Source organism: Aquibacillus kalidii (assembly GCF_014280935.1).
GTDB lineage: Bacteria > Bacillota > Bacilli > Bacillales > Amphibacillaceae > Aquibacillus_D > Aquibacillus_D kalidii.
The window spans coordinates 102638-119422 of sequence record NZ_JACLZI010000035.1; the positions used below are offsets into that span (position 1 = coordinate 102638).

Consider the following 16785-nt stretch of genomic DNA (forward strand, 5'->3'; position numbering starts at 1 on the left):
TTTTTGCTATTTTTTGTGAATTAATATTAAGTTAACTCTACATGTAACTATGTAGTGGTTACATTAAGTGATTTCACAATTAAAACTACGCGATCAAGGTTAACGATAATTGTTCTACACCTTTACCGTTTAACACCATCTCCTGTAATTATAGTAATAATATCTAGAAAGACTTATAAAAAGAGGTGTGATTTCATTAATCACACCTCTTTTTAATCTGTTTCTATTAATTTTTTAATAGCGATTCTGATACCAAATGAGTAAATAATTGGTCCGAATGCCACAAAGAACACTATATTAAGATAAGCTGCTGCTAATAAAATAATAAATAAAGAAGTTACTAATAACGTTTGAACAGGAAACTTCAAAACAGAAACAAATGCAAAAGCAAACGAATGTTTAATAGAGAGATTTCTGTAAACTAAATAATTTACCGTGTAACTTAACGTAACAAACGTCATAAATAAAATATAAACTGCAACTATTATTCCAATTACAGCCAGCCTATTCTCTACCTTAAGTAATAAAAGTAAGGAAGCTATACTCATAATCATGACCAACGAAAATATAAAAGAAGATAATTTATATTGATTATAAGTATCATTGTACTCATTAAAAGTAACCTTAAGATCTGCATCCTCTTTTTTACCTTTTAGAATTGAATCTATAGTTAAATATAGAGCAGCTATTGAAGGTATAATGCTGTATATAATTAGACCTTTGATTAAAGATATCCAAAAGTAAAAGCTGACTACAATAAACTTGTACACCACTTGAAAAAAAGTATAGATTTTTTTATTCACGATATCCCTTCCTCATTTTATATTACAGAGTAACAGTAACTTTTGTAAAAACAACCCTCGTTCACCAAACAAACTTATGTCAAGTATCTTTACACATTGTCACAAAGATATGTGTTTTAATACCTCGAGGGGATAGGAATCCGGAGCTAGACAGCTTTTTAGCTTTCTTATCTTATAAAAAGAAAACAAGGTAATTTACTAATTACCTTGTTCCACAAGTCCAGATAATGATTTCACAGAATCTCTATATATGATTTTACCTTTTACAGAAACTCTGCCAAAGGTTGCTGAATTGTCATCCATTTTCTCACAAATAAATTTCACCGCATTTTTAGCCATTTCTTCTATATCTACCTCTACAGTAGTAAGATGAGGTGCTGTTAACGTTGCATAAATATCATTATCAAACCCAACTACCGAAACATCTTCTGGAACTTTGTAACCACAGCTATTTAATTTTGTAATGAGTAAGTGCGCAATTTGATCGCAGTTACATACAAAGGCAGTGGGGAGTTTATCAGGAAGTTCCAAGTCAATATAGACACCTCGCTCATCACGATCCTTTATTACATAATCCTGGTTTAGGTTTATTTTGTGTTCCAGTAAAGATTTATAGTACCCTAAAAATCTATCTTGAATACTACTCGTTGTAAATAAATTCCCTACATACCCGATTTCCTTATGGCCAGACTGAATCAAATAATTAGTAATTTCATACGCACCATAGAAGTTATCGGTAATAACAGCATCTACATCCCCATTTTCATCATAAAAATCTAAAAATACTAGCGGCATGTTTATACTTTTCATAAGGTCTATATACTCTTTGTTCGTTTGACCTAACATAATAAAACCATCGACTCTTCTTTCATGGTAAATCCTTGGAAGATTCAAGTTCTCTTCGTCTTCAGAAGGTAAAATATGAATAATTCCATAATAATTACTTTCCTCTAATACACGAGCGATAAATTGATATACTTTTAAATAAAAGGATTGCGATACACCTGTAAACCTTTCAGGAATTATAACACACACGTTATAAGAACGTCCGTCCTTCATCGATTTTGCCATTGTATTGTATCGGTAACCCATTTTCTCAGCTAATTCTTTTATCTTTACTTTCAATTCTTCACTTACGCCATCTTTATCGTTCAGGGCTTTCGATACAGTCACACTGCTTACATCTAGCTTTTCAGCAATATCCCGCATCGTAACATTTGTCTTCAACCTAACTCACCCCCTACAGTCTTCAATATAAAAACAGTAAAATACATTTGACTATTTATTGCTATCATAACATTTTTTGATAAAAATTACTCTATTTATTACTTTATATATTACTTAATTATAAAGTTGCGTTAAAAATGTTCATTATTTGTTATCGTTTAGCAGTTTTTCATTCTTTTCAACTAACTCTTTACGCTGTTGTGCATTTTCGAGGGAGCGATAACGATCTTCTGGCGTGTTGAATGTATAATCCATCAATTTATCAATCGTAGTAGTTGCCACATGCATGCGTGTATCACTAGAAGCGTAGTAGACAAACACTTGATTATCTTCATTTACAACTGCACCATTACAGAAAATTACGTTTGATACATCTCCAATTCGCTCATTATCATAAGGAGCAATAAAATGTCCACCTGGTAACGCAATAATCTTAGTCGGTTCTTCCAAACTAGTTGCGAATGTATAAAGGACATACCTTAAACCAGCTGCAGTGTTACGAACACCGTGCGCAATGTGAATCCATCCTTTATCTGTCTTAATTGGTGCTGGTCCTTGACCATTTTTCACTTCGTAAATAGTATGATATTTTTTTTCATGGATTATTTGCTCGTGTTCAATAACTGGATTCATTATATCTTCCGTTAAGCCGAACGCAATACCTCCACCTGAACCAGTTGAAATAAAACCATCTTGTGGACGAGTATAAAACGCATATTTTCCATCAACAAATTCTGGATGCAATACAACATTACGTTGCTGTGGAGATGGCGTTTGAATATTTGGTAGGCGTTCCCAAGTCTTCAAATCCTTCGTGCGCACCAAACCCGCTTGCGCGATCGCGCTAGATGTATCAAACTCTAAAGCTTCAGGGTCCTTACTTTCAGAGCAATAAATCCCGTAAATCCAACCATCTTCATGCTTTACCAAGCGCATATCATATATATTGATTTCTCCCTTATCGATATCCTCCCAAGTAAGTGGGGTATCAATAAAACGGAAATTGTCTATTCCATTGTCGCTTACTGCTAATGTGAAAATAGATTTACGATCTAAACCCTCCGTACGGACTACTAAATAATATTTACCTTCATGATATATGGCACCAGCATTAAAAGCTGCATTAACCCCTAATCGTTCCATAAAGTAAGGATTTGTTTCTCTGTCTATATCAAACCTCCAATGAACTGGCACATGATGACGTGTAATTACCGGATATAGATAGCGATCATAAACTCCATTATAGAAATCCTCATTAACTTCATTCTTCCTCGTAAGTAACTCTTCTTGTTTTTCAACTAGTTTATAATATTTTTCATGTATCATTATTTTGTCATCCTCTCCATAAATTCTAAGCAAAATCTACTATTGTGGTAAGATACTTTCCACGGCTCACTTATATTACGTTCTGCGGGGGTACCATCATTATCGACAGACCAATACCATTCGCCACCCACGCGGTGATCAACAACAAACTTTTTAATATATTCCCACTGATTATTAATTAATTCTAAGAACCTCTTATCACTCGTTCTTTCATAAGCGTTCAAATAACCAACCATCGCTTCCGCTTGGACCCACCATACTCTCGTATAGTCGATATGGTCCCCCTCTTGTTCGTTGATTAAAGAACCATCCATTTGAGTAGCATAATCTGCAATATTGTAGGCAATATTTGTAACCATTTGATCATAGTCTGGAACATTAAGATCTAGCGCCTTAATTGTTTCATCCATCAACCAACTAGCCTCTATATCATGGCCAAACGATTTAAGGTCTATTAAACTATTCCAATGCTTATCAAAAAATACACCTAGGAATTTTGTATCCTTGTTATAGATTTTTTCATAATGAACTTTCATCAAATTTTCCAGCTTTAGTCTTATTGTGTCCGTTGGATTCGCTTTATAAAGGTTTGTGTATGCTTCCAATACATGAATATGCGTATTCATTGTAATTTCAGCGATAACACCATTTTCACTAAGCATTTCATTTGATGTCTCATTCCATAGACGATCAAATTCCTCTTTATAAGCATTGCGCTCACTATCAAAGCCTTTATCCTCTATAAGCTCGAATAATTCATTAGCTAACTGAAGTGCATCCTCATTTTTACTAGCACGGTAATACTCACTTAGTGCATAAATACCGAAAGATTGTGTATAAACGTGTTTACGAGTATCCTTTGGGTTACCTTGATAGTCTAATAACCAATAAAGTCCTTTAAATTGATGATCATATACTTTTTCAATTAAAAATTTGTAAAGATGATCTGCTTGTTTAAGATACTCTTGTTTTCCGGTTACTCGATAAGCAGCAGAAAATGTCCATAAAAACCTCGCTGTAGCAATACCACCTTTATCAGCCTTTTTGTCTAACGTTAAATTATAATCAACTTGACCATAGTAACCGCCATTTTCATCATCTTTTAATTTCATCCAAAAAGGTAAAATGTGTTCTTCTAAATGTTTCGCTATTTCATCCCTTAGCATGTTCACGCTTACAAATACCTCCTAAAGATACGATATACTGTTGGTTTATCGATAACTTAATAAGTTAATATTACTTAGGTTACGTTATTTTGTCAATCACTTATTGATAACTTATGAAGAAAGTTCACCCTAAAGGTTTTTAATTTTAGAACGCGAGAGAACTGTCCATTTTCCCCATAAGAAAAGCACCCCACAGTATAAATACTACGGAGTGCTCCATCGTTAATTTTGCAACTTCTTCTTTCTAGTTAGTAAGAAGGCTATTCCCCCAAAAACTAACATTAATAAACCTAACACAATCCAATTGAACTGACTAGTCGCAGTATCTGGTAATTGATCATTACCAGAGTTACCTACCAAATCATCAGCTATTTCAAAAACACCATAAGTACTAAAGTGCTCTACTTCAGCTACAACTTCACCTGTCTTTTTATTGTATGAAACAGGAGTGATAAATTCTTTCTTTACTCCTTTTCCATCAATAAACACAACTTTAAGGTCTTCCCAATTGTTAACTTTGTCAGGATTAACCTTAAAAGTCAATGTAATCGGATTATCATTGAAATTAGTTATTTCTTTTCCATCAGATAAAAGTCTGAAGTCGATGATCTGACTTAAAGCATCTTTATTTTTATTCGCTACTTTTTCGGTTACTTCTCCAAATATAAACTCAATATTTCCTTTTCCTTTTATTAGAGAAACAGGAAGTAAAGCAGTAACATTTCCATTGGTAAGTTGAATCTTGTACCCAGATTCTAATTTATTGATTTCTCCCTTACTAATCTTCACTCTTTTAGCAACTTGTTCAAAAGAGTACACTTCGCTTGTATCGTTTCTAACTAAAGTTGACTCGTTAACTACTACCTCTTTAACTGGTTTTCCCAGCTTTTTTATCCCATCTGTTTGTGGTTGCTCCGAGCTACCCGTTCCTGGACTTTCTGTTTCTGGTTCCTCCGAACTACCACTTCCCGGATTTTCTGTTTCTGGTTCCTCCGAACTACCACTTCCCGGATTTTCTGTTTCTGGTTCCTCCGAACTACCGCTTCCCGGATTTTCTGTTTCTGGTTTCACAACCTCTTCTAAACTAGATACTATTTGTATATAGTCGATATACACATTGGTAACTCCTTCAGTACCAGCTGGTGCAAAGAACTCTATTCCAATCTCCTGAACTGAATCTTTTACTGCTAGCTCAGTAATATCGAATTCGATATTTGTATAACCATCAGCATTAATACTCACTTCACCAGAATCAGTCCATGCCCAATCGCCTCCTGTTTTAATAAACAGTTTTGCGAATAGAGGATTTTCCCCAATAGTTCCTGTATTATCATACTTTAAACTAGCAACCACAAAATTGTATCCCTCTAAATTATAGCCTTTCGTTTTCTTGAATTCTGATTTAGCACCTTCTCCAAGAGCTACGGTAAGTTTCGCGTTACCCTCTTCAATAATCGCGTTTCCACCCGCAAATCCTTCAAGGTCAGATTCGAAACTGAAGTTAAGCGGTTCTACTTCTTTTGGGTCATCTTCTATATCTGGAGCAGATGGAACATCCGGTGCATTTTCATCACGAACAGCTTGCAAATCATCTAAATAAATGGAACTTTCAACTTGATTACCACCAGAATACAGAGCAAATTCCGCTACATTCTTAAGCCTTTTTGCATCAATAATCGCAGATTGATTTGACTCCCAATGGGCTGGTGCAAAATCACTATACGGTATCGTAATTATTTCTTCATGAGTTTGCTCCAAGTCAACCTGAGCCTCAAAGCTCACTCCGCCTATCTTGATTTGTATCGTTAATTCGTTACCAGGTAAACTTTCATTCTTTAACCACAATTGAAAAGCATTCGTTCCTGTCCAATCAACTCCTCCAAGAGAAGTTTGTCGTCCTCCATAACCCATGCTACCTACAGTAAAATCAAACTTCATTCCATAGTTTCCGCTATTTTTGAATTCTTCAGACATAGATACAGGAACGGAGTCACCATTGCTTGAATAGGAATTACTTAGCAAAGTATCATCGCCCATGTACCCTTCAAAGTCATCAACTAGCAAAGGATTCTCCGGAGCTTCTACATATGAATTTAGCAATTCTATATTATCTATGTAAATTGCTTCCGTAAGATCTAGGCCACTCCCAACTAAAGAAATCGCTAAACTATTAGCATTGTCTATTAAAGTTTGATCAGTCAAATCAACTGAAACTGGATATTTGTAATAGTCTACACCTTCAACTGTTACCATTTCAAGATCCGCAACATTTGCTATAGTTGAATTCTGTCCAAACTTTTCCGTCCAGTCTGGTGGAAGCTGTACAACACCCCTTACACTTGCACCTTCAGTTCCAACACTGACAGGGAGTAATGTTTCAAATTTCACTCGGTTCACTTTCGATAAATTAACGTCAGTTAAATCAGTAAGCTCTAATTTTAGTTCTTGCCATGTTTCAGAAATGCCCATTCCCGATACTTGGAATTTAACTTTTCCATCTCCATTTATTGTAGCATGCTCAAACGCTGTCACTTCAGCATCCGGCCAAGTTCCATTAGTTTTAATACTGCCTATATTTTCATCAAATGTATATTTCTTAATAGAAATCTCTGAAGCCTTGACAAATAACTTTAACTCTTTTGTTTCTACGTCTCCACTAGATTTTATTACCTTCACAGTCACATAAGTTACCCCACCATTAACAGAGGCAGAAGGTGTCCACTCCGCGGAATAGTATCCATGATCATCAAGAGTCAGTTCATGTTCTAGGTCAGATCCTTCTTCTACATACACAACGTTAGAAGGAGTATCATTTAACACTCTAACACGAATCGTAGTGGGTACAGCTTTAATAGTAGAACCTGAAACAGGCGAAGCTACATTTACGACTGGAGACTCAGTAGCCACTTTAGTATCAATGTGCTCCGCAGTGAAAATTTGTCCCTTTACTTCATCACGAAACGCAGTAAAGGCGTCAGCTTCAAATTTTATAAAATTAGGTAACAACTCATGGTCCCCACCTAAATCTCCATTCACATCTTTATAAGGCACATACATATTATTCGGCCAACCAAAATTCGCCCACGTTTGCATATATGCTATGTTTCTTGCTTTGTCGTCCGCTTTGATGGCATCTAGTAATCTGGTGTACCAATCTAGTGTATTCCCAGATTCGTTAATACCTTGAGCACTGTAACCATACTCTGTTAAAGCGGCTATTTTCCCTTTTTCTGTAGCTAGGTCTACTAACATACCTAAGTCTTTTACTACACCATTAATCCAAGAATCACTACCCGCACTACCTTTATCGTCATAGCTATCAACACCGATGATGTCTACATATTCATCACCAGGATACGTTCTCATATAACGATCAACGTCACCGCCATACCCACCTCCTGGAGAATAACCATAAAGAATATTATGAACATCTTTTTCATCTCTTAAATATTCAACAGTATAACGGAAGATAGCTTTATATTGTTCCGTAGTAGTTGTGGAAGCTCCCCACCAGAACCAACTACCATCTTGTTCGTGAAATGGACGAAAAATAATCGGAATAGCATTTCCATTGCCATCCTCTACCGAATCCGCTAGAGTAGCAAGGTTATCCAACCACACATTAAATTCCGCGTGCTTCGAACCACCTGGCAGAATATTTTCTACGACACTTCCTGTTGTATCATTGTAATTACCACCAGTCACAAAATTAAGCGGGTGCATACTCAGCGTTATAATTCCACCCAACTCATGCGCTTTTTCCATAGACGCTGCAACATTTTCAATACTTTGTTCAACGTTTCCTTCTACACCTGGCTTCTCTCTACCATAAATACTCCCTGTATCCCAACCAAATACCGCCGGGTAGTCTCCTACAGCATTTTTCACTTCTGATTGTTCGGAAGCTATACGAGGCGCTGCATTAGTAAGTGTTAACCCCTCGTCAATCGCGTGTTGTTGACCAAACAATATTTGTTGGCCACTGTTATCTCTAAAATAATCAAATAGTGCTCTAGTATAATCAGAAGCTTGTGAATCTACTAGATTCATGTCTGAATCTACTGCTGCTGATACTGAATTTCCCCGGAAACCCATAGGCCAAGAAGAAAAGATCAATACAGCTACAAAAAGAATGGTAATAAATTTTTTAACCTTTCTCATTTAAATCCTCCTTCTAAAAATATGATCTTGGTAGATACTCCATCTAAGTTTTTTTGATAAATTAGTTATTCAATTTAAGGAAGCGCTACCAAAATTATTATACTAGTTCTACATAAATAACGGAAGCGTTTTTATTTAAAAATTACCTTAACGATTACTTACTTCCCATTTCGCTTTATTCGTTGATATTATAGTGTTATTAATAAGATAACAATAAATGAAACTAACTTGTATTACAATTAATAACTTATATTTATTAATTATGTAAATTTTACGTTAAGGTTAATACCAATTTCCGTATAGTTTATAGGCTTATTTACATGTTTAATATACCAAACTTATTTATACCTACTAAAGTTCCACCATAATTATTTCCCTTTAACAAAAGTTTAAAGCACAGTCCATATATGGATTGTGCTTTATTTCGTATAGACCAATCATTTATCAACTTCAAATTTGGAAAAGGCTTCCTCAAGAGAGTTAGCCATCGAAGAAAGCTCTTGTGACGATGCTAGTAACTCTTGCATGGAAGCATTTTGTTGTTCGGTAGCTGCCGCTATTTGTTCTATACTTTCAGAAGTACGTTCTGAAACAGCTATAATATCTTCAGCTGATACTAACATTTGATCCATCTTGTCGTTCGTTGTCAGGATAGTTTGACCAACATTGTTATTATGATCAGAAAGTATATCTACCGATTTTAGTATCCCCTCGAAGATACCTCCAACTTCATTTACCTTTTCAACCCCAACACTTACTGACTGTGTACTATTCTCCATCATAACAACAGCGTCTTTTGTGTTACTGTTAGATTTATCAATAAGCTCTTGTATCTTTTTAGTAGCACCAGCTGTTTGCTCTGCCAATTTCCTTACTTCAGCCGCAACAACAGCAAACCCCTTACCATGTTCCCCTGCACGCGCAGCTTCAATTGTAGCATTCAATGCCAGTAAATTTGTTTGAGATGAAATATTACTTATTAAATCAACAATCGCACCTATTTCTGTTGCATTATTACTAAGTGAATTGATAATAACCGCCACTTTTTCAACATTCATCTGAATATCTTTCATTTGTCCAATTGAGTCTTCAACGTAATTAGAACCCCGATTAATGGTACCCTTAGTTTCAGATGTTAATGTTAACGTTTCTTGTATTTGTTCCGTAACTAGTGACAACTCTCTAGATGCAGATTGTATAGTCATATTTGTATTTTGAGATGTTCGAACTTGTTCTTCAGAACCCAAAGCAACTTCAGAAATAGTTGAAGCTATTTGCTCATTCGCATGGGTTGTTACCTCTGCATTTTCTTTTAAAACATCTGACATTTCTGTAACAATACTTGTTGTTTTCAATAACTGAGAGATTGAGTTTTGTAAATGATCAGCCATATCATTCAACACTTCGGCAATTTCACTAATTTCATCTTTCCCCTGTTTATCTAAGCGATTACCAACTAACTTTCCAGCTGCTAATCGCTTACAAAAGTCAACTGCCTCTTTTAACCTCGTCGTAATCATTTTACTAACTAATAGTATAAACACAATTGACAGAACAAGCGTAATAAACACGATCACAACATTTAAAATCATATTCGCGTTTGATCTGTCTTCCATCTCACCTCTTAACACAGTCCTATCTTCCATCATAACTTGCTTCAGTTGTTGTAATTGATCAATTGCGTAATTCCTCAGAGTCGTTGCTTGATTATGTAAATCTGTTTGAACGAAAATGTCTACACGTTCATTATTTTCTCTATATTCAGCCGTTGTCGGTAAAACATCATTAACAAAAAAATCATCCATTTGGTTATTAAAACTCATTACTTTTTCAAATTTCTTTTTGTCATTCTCAGTAACGAATCGCTTTTCTATCTTGTTCGCTGATTCATTAAACAGATCCACTTGGTTTTGATAATCCTCTTCGGTTGTTTTCGGGTGTTGTTCTGTTAATATATCCGTAATAATGATATATTTTTGCTTAAAGATAGAAGCCATCTCCATTATTTCAATAGACGTATCACTTTTCACTTCTACCTCTTCCGAAAAATTCAAGAGACTTTTCATCGAATAACCAGTAAATACAGATGATAGTAAAAATAAAACTAATATAAATCCAAATACAACTCCATACTTTTTCCCAATTTTGAAGTTATGAAATACCTTATGCACTCTATTACTACCCTGCAACTTATATTTTTGGGGCTTTAGTTCCTGTCCAGATTCGTTCAAGTTACTGACTCCCCTGTTTATTTTCTCCCTGTTGATTAATTTATCCTTGAATGACCCGAACGTAACTTTCCATTTCTTCATCATAGAGACGCCTCCTTTAATTGCCACTTAAACCCTATTATGAAAACGGCTAAAAAATATTTATTAAGTTATCCATAAAGTTATATTAACTTAATAATTCGTAAAAATAAAGTGTTATTTTGTCGATCTAGCACAGGCGAACTAGCAGACCTATTTAACTATTCATGAGGTTAACACAGTTATTAAAATCCTGATTGGAATAGTATTATTTTCATTACCTAGGGAACCAAGAGACACTCCAAAAATAAGCTATACACTTAATATGTATATCAATTAAGATCCAGATGAATATTTCGGTGGATAGAATTTAACAAATCAAGAACTATTATCCACGGATATACCAGGCATCCCAACACCAATTGATAGATCAGCGATGGAAGTATGGAAACTTACCTATACAAAATAAATATGAATAAGCCTGATAAAAAGCTTTTAACTAATATCAAAAAAGATGTAATGGATAGAATGCGGTTGGATAAGCGTACTTTACTAAACTATGAAAGCGGTGGGTGATTACCCACCGCTTTCATAGTTTAGTAACTAATTTGATAAAGTCGAGCACTATTTACTACTGGATGCTTAATAGTTAAAACCCCTGATTCCGAATGGTATGGATGAAAAATGTAATAATTGAATTTTCCACTTTCTAGAATTCCAAATATAAGATATAAATCATTTTCTTGTATATTTAAAATTTAGACATTATTTGATCTCCTTTTTTTTAAGCGGTTCATAAATATCATTAACTCCTACATTCTTTTATTTATACCTTTAATTGACTTCATATTTTTTACTAATCACTACAACCTTATTTATAAAAATATGAGATCCCTCAAATAGGAAGTAAATCTTTTTTTCCTCAGGATCTCATTATAGAAAAGTCATTAACTTACCGCTTCTGATGCCGACTTCATACGGTAGAATTCTCCTCGATTAGCAAGTAATTCTTCATACGTACCTACTTCTACACATTCACCATTTTTCATAACAACAATTCGATCTGCATCACGAATAGTAGATAATCGATGGGCAACAATAAATGTCGTTCTCCCCTTAATCAATTCCTTCATTGAATCTTGGATGAGCTTCTCAGAAATATTGTCTAGAGCAGAGGTCGCTTCATCTAAAATAATCATTTGTGGGTTGCGGATAAACGCTCTAGCTATTGCAATTCGTTGACGTTGCCCACCAGACATTCGATCACCATGTTCTCCTATTTTTGTATCTAATCCTTCTGGTAAATCTGCAATAATATCCCTAAGATTAGCCATTTCCACCGCTTGTTGAAGCTGTTCTTCGGTAACTTCAGCCAGGCCATACGCAATGTTTTCTCTTATGGAGCCAGAAAATAATATTGTATTCTGTGGTACTACAGCCAGTTTCCTACGATATTTAACCATACTTAAATCATCCATTGGAATATCATCGATAATAATTCGACCATTCGTCGGTCTGTAAAAACCTGTTATTAAATTGAGGATAGTTGATTTACCTGCACCAGATTCACCTACAAAAGCAATACATTCACCTGGTTTCACTTGCAAATTAAAATCACTCAATACATGTTTAGCTGTGTCTTTATATCTAAAATCAACCTGTTCAAATGCAACCTCCCCTCGGAAATCCCTTAATTTGGTTTTCCCTTGGTATTCTTGTGTTTCTTTTGCAAAAAGAATCTCCGAAACAGAATGAACAGATTCAAATCCTTTTGCCAATTGCGGATAGATATTAATAACCCCTGATATAGACATCAAAATTTGCGTGAAATATGTTTGGTATAAAACTACATCCCCAATAGGAATCGACCCATTGTAAGCTAAGTACACCGTAAACAATAAACATAATACCTGGAATAACTGAAATGACACCCAGTTACTAGCTCCAAAGAAAGCTTCTGTAATATCAAGCCTATACCCTTTCCCTCTAACATTGTGTAGTAAAGAATCCACTTTGTTAATCTCCACTTGCTCTAAGCCATGCGCTCTCGTTACAGGAATCATTTCTACAGTTTCCGCTACTTGCCCTGACATTTCTTCTACTTCGTGCCTAAACTCTCTATTTCTGCTATTCAGCTTCCCTTTGAAAAAGTAGACAATTAGAATAGAGATTGGTATAGCTACAATAAAAAAGGAAACAACGGTCCAACTTCTACTAGCTGTCACCGCTATTGCCACAATCACGTTCATAAAAGCCGGAAGTACACCCATCATCGTTTGTTTAGACATAATCTCAATCATCTCTACATCACGAAGCACCTTCGCCTGAAGCTTACCGGATCTAAGTTCACCGTGATAAGAGATCGATAAGTGTTGAAGCTTACGAACTAATGTACTCCTTAACCCGGCCTCTACATGTCGAATAGCCTTACTCATAAAACCAATATGCAGCATCTGACTCGGAAGATTCTGTATAATGACAACTGTAAGCACTATGACATTTATCCAAAGGACTGACATTTCATGTTTACCTGGCTCAGCTGCAAAGTTTATTAAATTCGCCGTCACGATCGGTAATATCCATACCGGAGAATGCTTCAATAGAAAGAATATAAAGGAGATAAATAGCTTAATATAATGCCCTCTATAAAACATGTGTAACGTTCTAAACGTTTTACCTTTAATATCCTGTTGCTCCTCAAAGCGTTTTTCAAAATCTAAAGAAATACCTTTTTCATCTGACATAATGTCCCTCCTACCCTCTTAAGCAGTTCACTATCCACAATTAAGTCATAGGGATTTAAAAAAATAACAAAACAAACAAAATGATGTTGATGTTCAAATTTTAAAAATCTATTATTCCTGAATTTTTTAGCATAATTACATCATTTGATATTTATTATATTAACTACACCGAACAATAAAGTCCACTAATTTTTCTGAAATATTTTAATATTTATGATAACAAAAATAACAAATTATTTTTTTGAGAGGTGCATCATAAAGGTATGAAAAAATATAGGTTTATATGGTATAGAGTAGAAATTATTATATCTTGTTCAGATATACTTTGACATCTCCGCAAATTTTTCTTAAGATAAAATGTAAGGTAATCGATAACTTAATTGTCGTCCCTGATATATTTTGAAAGGGATTTCATTTATGGTTATTAGACGTCTAATCGAGAGGTGAAGCATATGACAATTAGAGTAAATGAAAGCAACCTAGAATTCCATTTATTTAATAACGAAGTAAGTTATATTTTTCGTGTATTAGAAAAAAACAATCAACTTGAGCACTTATATTATGGAAAAAAAATTACCCACCGCGATTCGTTCTACCATTTAATCGAGCGTGAAATCAGGCCGTCCAGCAACATGTTTGAAGGGGACCATACATCTTCACTCGAGCACATAAGGCAGGAGTATCCTAGCTATGGGACAACAGATTTCCGATATCCCGCCCATATGATTACGAATAACATTGGTAGCCATATAACCAACTTTCAATATCAAGGGTGTAACATATCAAAAGGAAAAACAACATTACAGTCTTTACCCGCTACCTATGTAGAAAGCGAAGATGAAGCAGAAACGTTAGAAGTTACGCTTTTTGATGATGTATTAAAAACAAAGATGATACTAAGCTATACTATTTATTCCGAAAGAAACGTAATTACCCGAAATACCAGATTCGTTAACGAAGGAGAAGAATCACTTTTCTTAGAAAATGCAATGAGCTCAAGTGTCGACTTACCAGATGACCAATTTGAGATGGTTCACCTATTTGGCGCATGGGCTCGCGAAGGTCATGTTGAAACTCAAAAGTTAGCTAAAGGTGTTCAATCCATCTATAGTGCTAGAGGTGCAAGCAGCCACGTTCATAATCCCTTCTTAGCTTTAAAGCGTTTTGATGCATCTGAACACACTGGTGAGGTATATGGTTTCAGCTTGGTCTATAGTGGAAATTTCCTTGGACAAGTGGAAGTAGATACTTATGGCGTTTCTCGCGTGATGATGGGGATTAATCCTTTTCAATTTAAATGGAAGCTGAACCCCAATGAAGTTTTTCAGACACCTGAATGTGTCATGGTTTACTCTGATCACGGATTGAACGGAATGAGTCAAACTTATCACGAATTATACCGTACACGATTAGTAAGAGGTTATTGGCGCGATAAAGTTCGCCCAATTCTCATTAATAACTGGGAAGCAACCTATTTTGATTTTAACGAAGAAAAAGTATTAGACATCGCACGTACTGCCAAAGACTTAGGAATCGAACTATTTGTATTAGATGATGGTTGGTTCGGAAAACGCGACGATGATTCATCCTCATTAGGAGATTGGTTTGAATACGACGAAAAACTTCCGAACGGGATGGAAGGATTGTCTGAAAAAATTGATGCTCTCGGCATGAAATTCGGCCTTTGGTTCGAACCTGAAATGGTAAGCAAAGACACAAAACTTTACGCCGAGCATCCAGACTGGATTATCTCAACACCTTATCGCCGAGCGTCTCATGGACGAAACCAGTTCGTACTTGATTTTTCTAGACAGGAAGTTGTGGATCACATTTTTGGCTTGATGGATAAAGTGATCGGCAAATCAAAGATCTCTTATATTAAGTGGGATATGAATCGCTATATCACAGAGGCTTACTCTGCAGCTTTAGAGACTGACCAACAAGGTGAAGTTTTCCACCGTTACATTTTAGGTGTATATGATTTATATGAAAAACTAATAACAAAATACCCTGAAATATTATTTGAATCTTGTGCCGGTGGTGGTGCACGCTTTGATCCAGGTATGCTGTATTACGCACCACAAACATGGACTAGCGACGACACAGATGCTGTTGAACGGTTAAAGATTCAGTATGGTACGTCTATGGTTTATCCGCTAAGCACTATTGGTAGCCACGTGTCCGCAGTGCCGAATCATCAAGTAGGCCGCATGACACCGATTGATACAAGAGCAAACGTGGCATACTTCGGTACTTTCGGCTATGAGCTAGATGTAACGACACTAACAGATGAAGAAAAGGCAAAAGTAAGTGAACAAGTTGCCTTTTTCAAAAAGAAGCGTAATTTAATTCGCAACGGTATTTTTTATCGTATGCAAAATCCATTCGAATCTAATGAAACATCCTGGATGGTTGTATCTGATGATCAAACTGAGGCTATTGTAGGATATTATAAAGTACTAGCACACCCTAACGAAAAGTACAATCGTGTTAAACTCCAAGGATTAGACCCAAATAAACTTTACGCTATCGAAGGAAAAGATACTACTCATTACGGTAATGAACTAATGAACATCGGGGTTATTCTAGCCGGTAATTATACAGACAGGGCTTCTGAATATTGGTCTAGGGAACACCCAAATGATTATGATTCTAAGTTATTTGTGTTAAAGGAAGTAAAATAACAACCAAACAAGCTATAATCATGCAGTATAAACCCCTGTTGACAACAGGGGTTTATTTTTTATAGTTTTCCCAGCTAACTACCCATCTACCTAATTCCCGGAAAATGAATGTAAATCCCCTGTAAACAGAGTGTAAAAAATACGTACAGTAAAGTTAAATTTATGTAAATTGTTCGTGTTTTATGTCTTTTTAAATTTAGTTAACTAACGAGACAAAATCCTTGGTATAACTGATAAAAAACGACTTATTTTACTTAATTGTTGAGAAATGTCGAAATCAATATATGGCGTAATTTCCGGATAAACGATATAGTTATATAGAAGTGGACAAAATGTGACATATTTTAGAAACTTCAAAATCATAAGAAAAATGTGGATCTATCAATCACTTGCTTTCCGGTAAAAGAAATTATGCCGATACATAG

The 16785-nt window shown here is 35.3% G+C and carries 8 protein-coding genes; 1 reads left to right on the forward strand and 7 read right to left on the reverse strand.

The genetic code is table 11. From position 1 onward, the window contains the following. Positions 1-212 precede the first annotated feature (212 nt). The 7 genes from H7K77_RS07505 to H7K77_RS07535 all read right to left on the reverse strand — a co-directional run bounded on the left by H7K77_RS07505 (position 213) and on the right by H7K77_RS07535 (position 13676). The gene (locus tag H7K77_RS07505) at positions 213-803 is read right to left on the reverse strand and encodes a DUF624 domain-containing protein (RefSeq protein ID WP_186577113.1); all 591 of its coding nucleotides are present in this window, start codon (positions 801-803) and stop codon (positions 213-215) included. 198 nt (positions 804-1001) lie between these two features. Further along, a complete protein-coding gene (locus tag H7K77_RS07510) occupies positions 1002-2030 on the reverse strand; it encodes a LacI family DNA-binding transcriptional regulator (RefSeq protein WP_186577114.1) in 1029 nt (342 codons plus the stop codon). 144 nt (positions 2031-2174) lie between these two features. Then, positions 2175-3356, reverse strand: a complete 1182-nt coding sequence (locus H7K77_RS07515) for a glycoside hydrolase family 130 protein (protein ID WP_186577115.1) — start codon at positions 3354-3356, stop codon at positions 2175-2177. Beyond that, positions 3356-4522 (reverse strand): AGE family epimerase/isomerase, encoded by a 1167-nt coding sequence (locus tag H7K77_RS07520; RefSeq protein WP_186577142.1) that lies wholly within the window; start codon positions 4520-4522, stop codon positions 3356-3358. The genes H7K77_RS07515 and H7K77_RS07520 overlap by 1 nt, the downstream gene beginning before the upstream one ends. Positions 4523-4744: 222 nt before the next feature. Next, on the reverse strand, positions 4745-8683 hold the full coding sequence (locus H7K77_RS07525; RefSeq protein ID WP_186577116.1) for a glycosyl hydrolase: 3939 nt from the start codon (positions 8681-8683) through the stop codon (positions 4745-4747). Positions 8684-9120: 437 nt separating this feature from the next. Beyond that, complete coding sequence (locus tag H7K77_RS07530; protein WP_186577117.1) at positions 9121-10998, reverse strand: methyl-accepting chemotaxis protein; 1878 nt, start codon at positions 10996-10998, stop codon at positions 9121-9123. Positions 10999-11879: 881 nt separating this feature from the next. After that, positions 11880-13676, reverse strand: a complete 1797-nt coding sequence (locus H7K77_RS07535; RefSeq protein ID WP_186577118.1) for an ABC transporter ATP-binding protein — start codon at positions 13674-13676, stop codon at positions 11880-11882. A gap of 452 nt (positions 13677-14128) precedes the next feature. On the opposite strand from H7K77_RS07535, the gene H7K77_RS07540 reads away from it, so the two are divergent. Beyond that, entirely contained in the window at positions 14129-16360 is a 2232-nt protein-coding gene (locus tag H7K77_RS07540) for an alpha-galactosidase (protein WP_186577119.1), read from the forward strand. The last annotated feature ends 425 nt before the right edge of the window (positions 16361-16785 follow it).

What these genes read in the sequence shown, in the direction of transcription:
- H7K77_RS07515 (WP_186577115.1), bottom strand. Translation starts at nt 3,356, where the DNA reads ATGATACATGAAAAATATTATAAACTAGTTGAAAAACAAGAAGAGTTA.
- H7K77_RS07520 (WP_186577142.1), bottom strand. Translation starts at nt 4,522, where the DNA reads ATGCTAAGGGATGAAATAGCGAAACATTTAGAAGAACACATTTTACCT.
- H7K77_RS07525 (WP_186577116.1), bottom strand. Translation starts at nt 8,683, where the DNA reads ATGAGAAAGGTTAAAAAATTTATTACCATTCTTTTTGTAGCTGTATTG.
- H7K77_RS07530 (WP_186577117.1), bottom strand. Translation starts at nt 10,998, where the DNA reads ATGATGAAGAAATGGAAAGTTACGTTCGGGTCATTCAAGGATAAATTA.
- H7K77_RS07535 (WP_186577118.1), bottom strand. Translation starts at nt 13,676, where the DNA reads ATGTCAGATGAAAAAGGTATTTCTTTAGATTTTGAAAAACGCTTTGAG.
- H7K77_RS07540 (WP_186577119.1), top strand. Translation starts at nt 14,129, where the DNA reads ATGACAATTAGAGTAAATGAAAGCAACCTAGAATTCCATTTATTTAAT.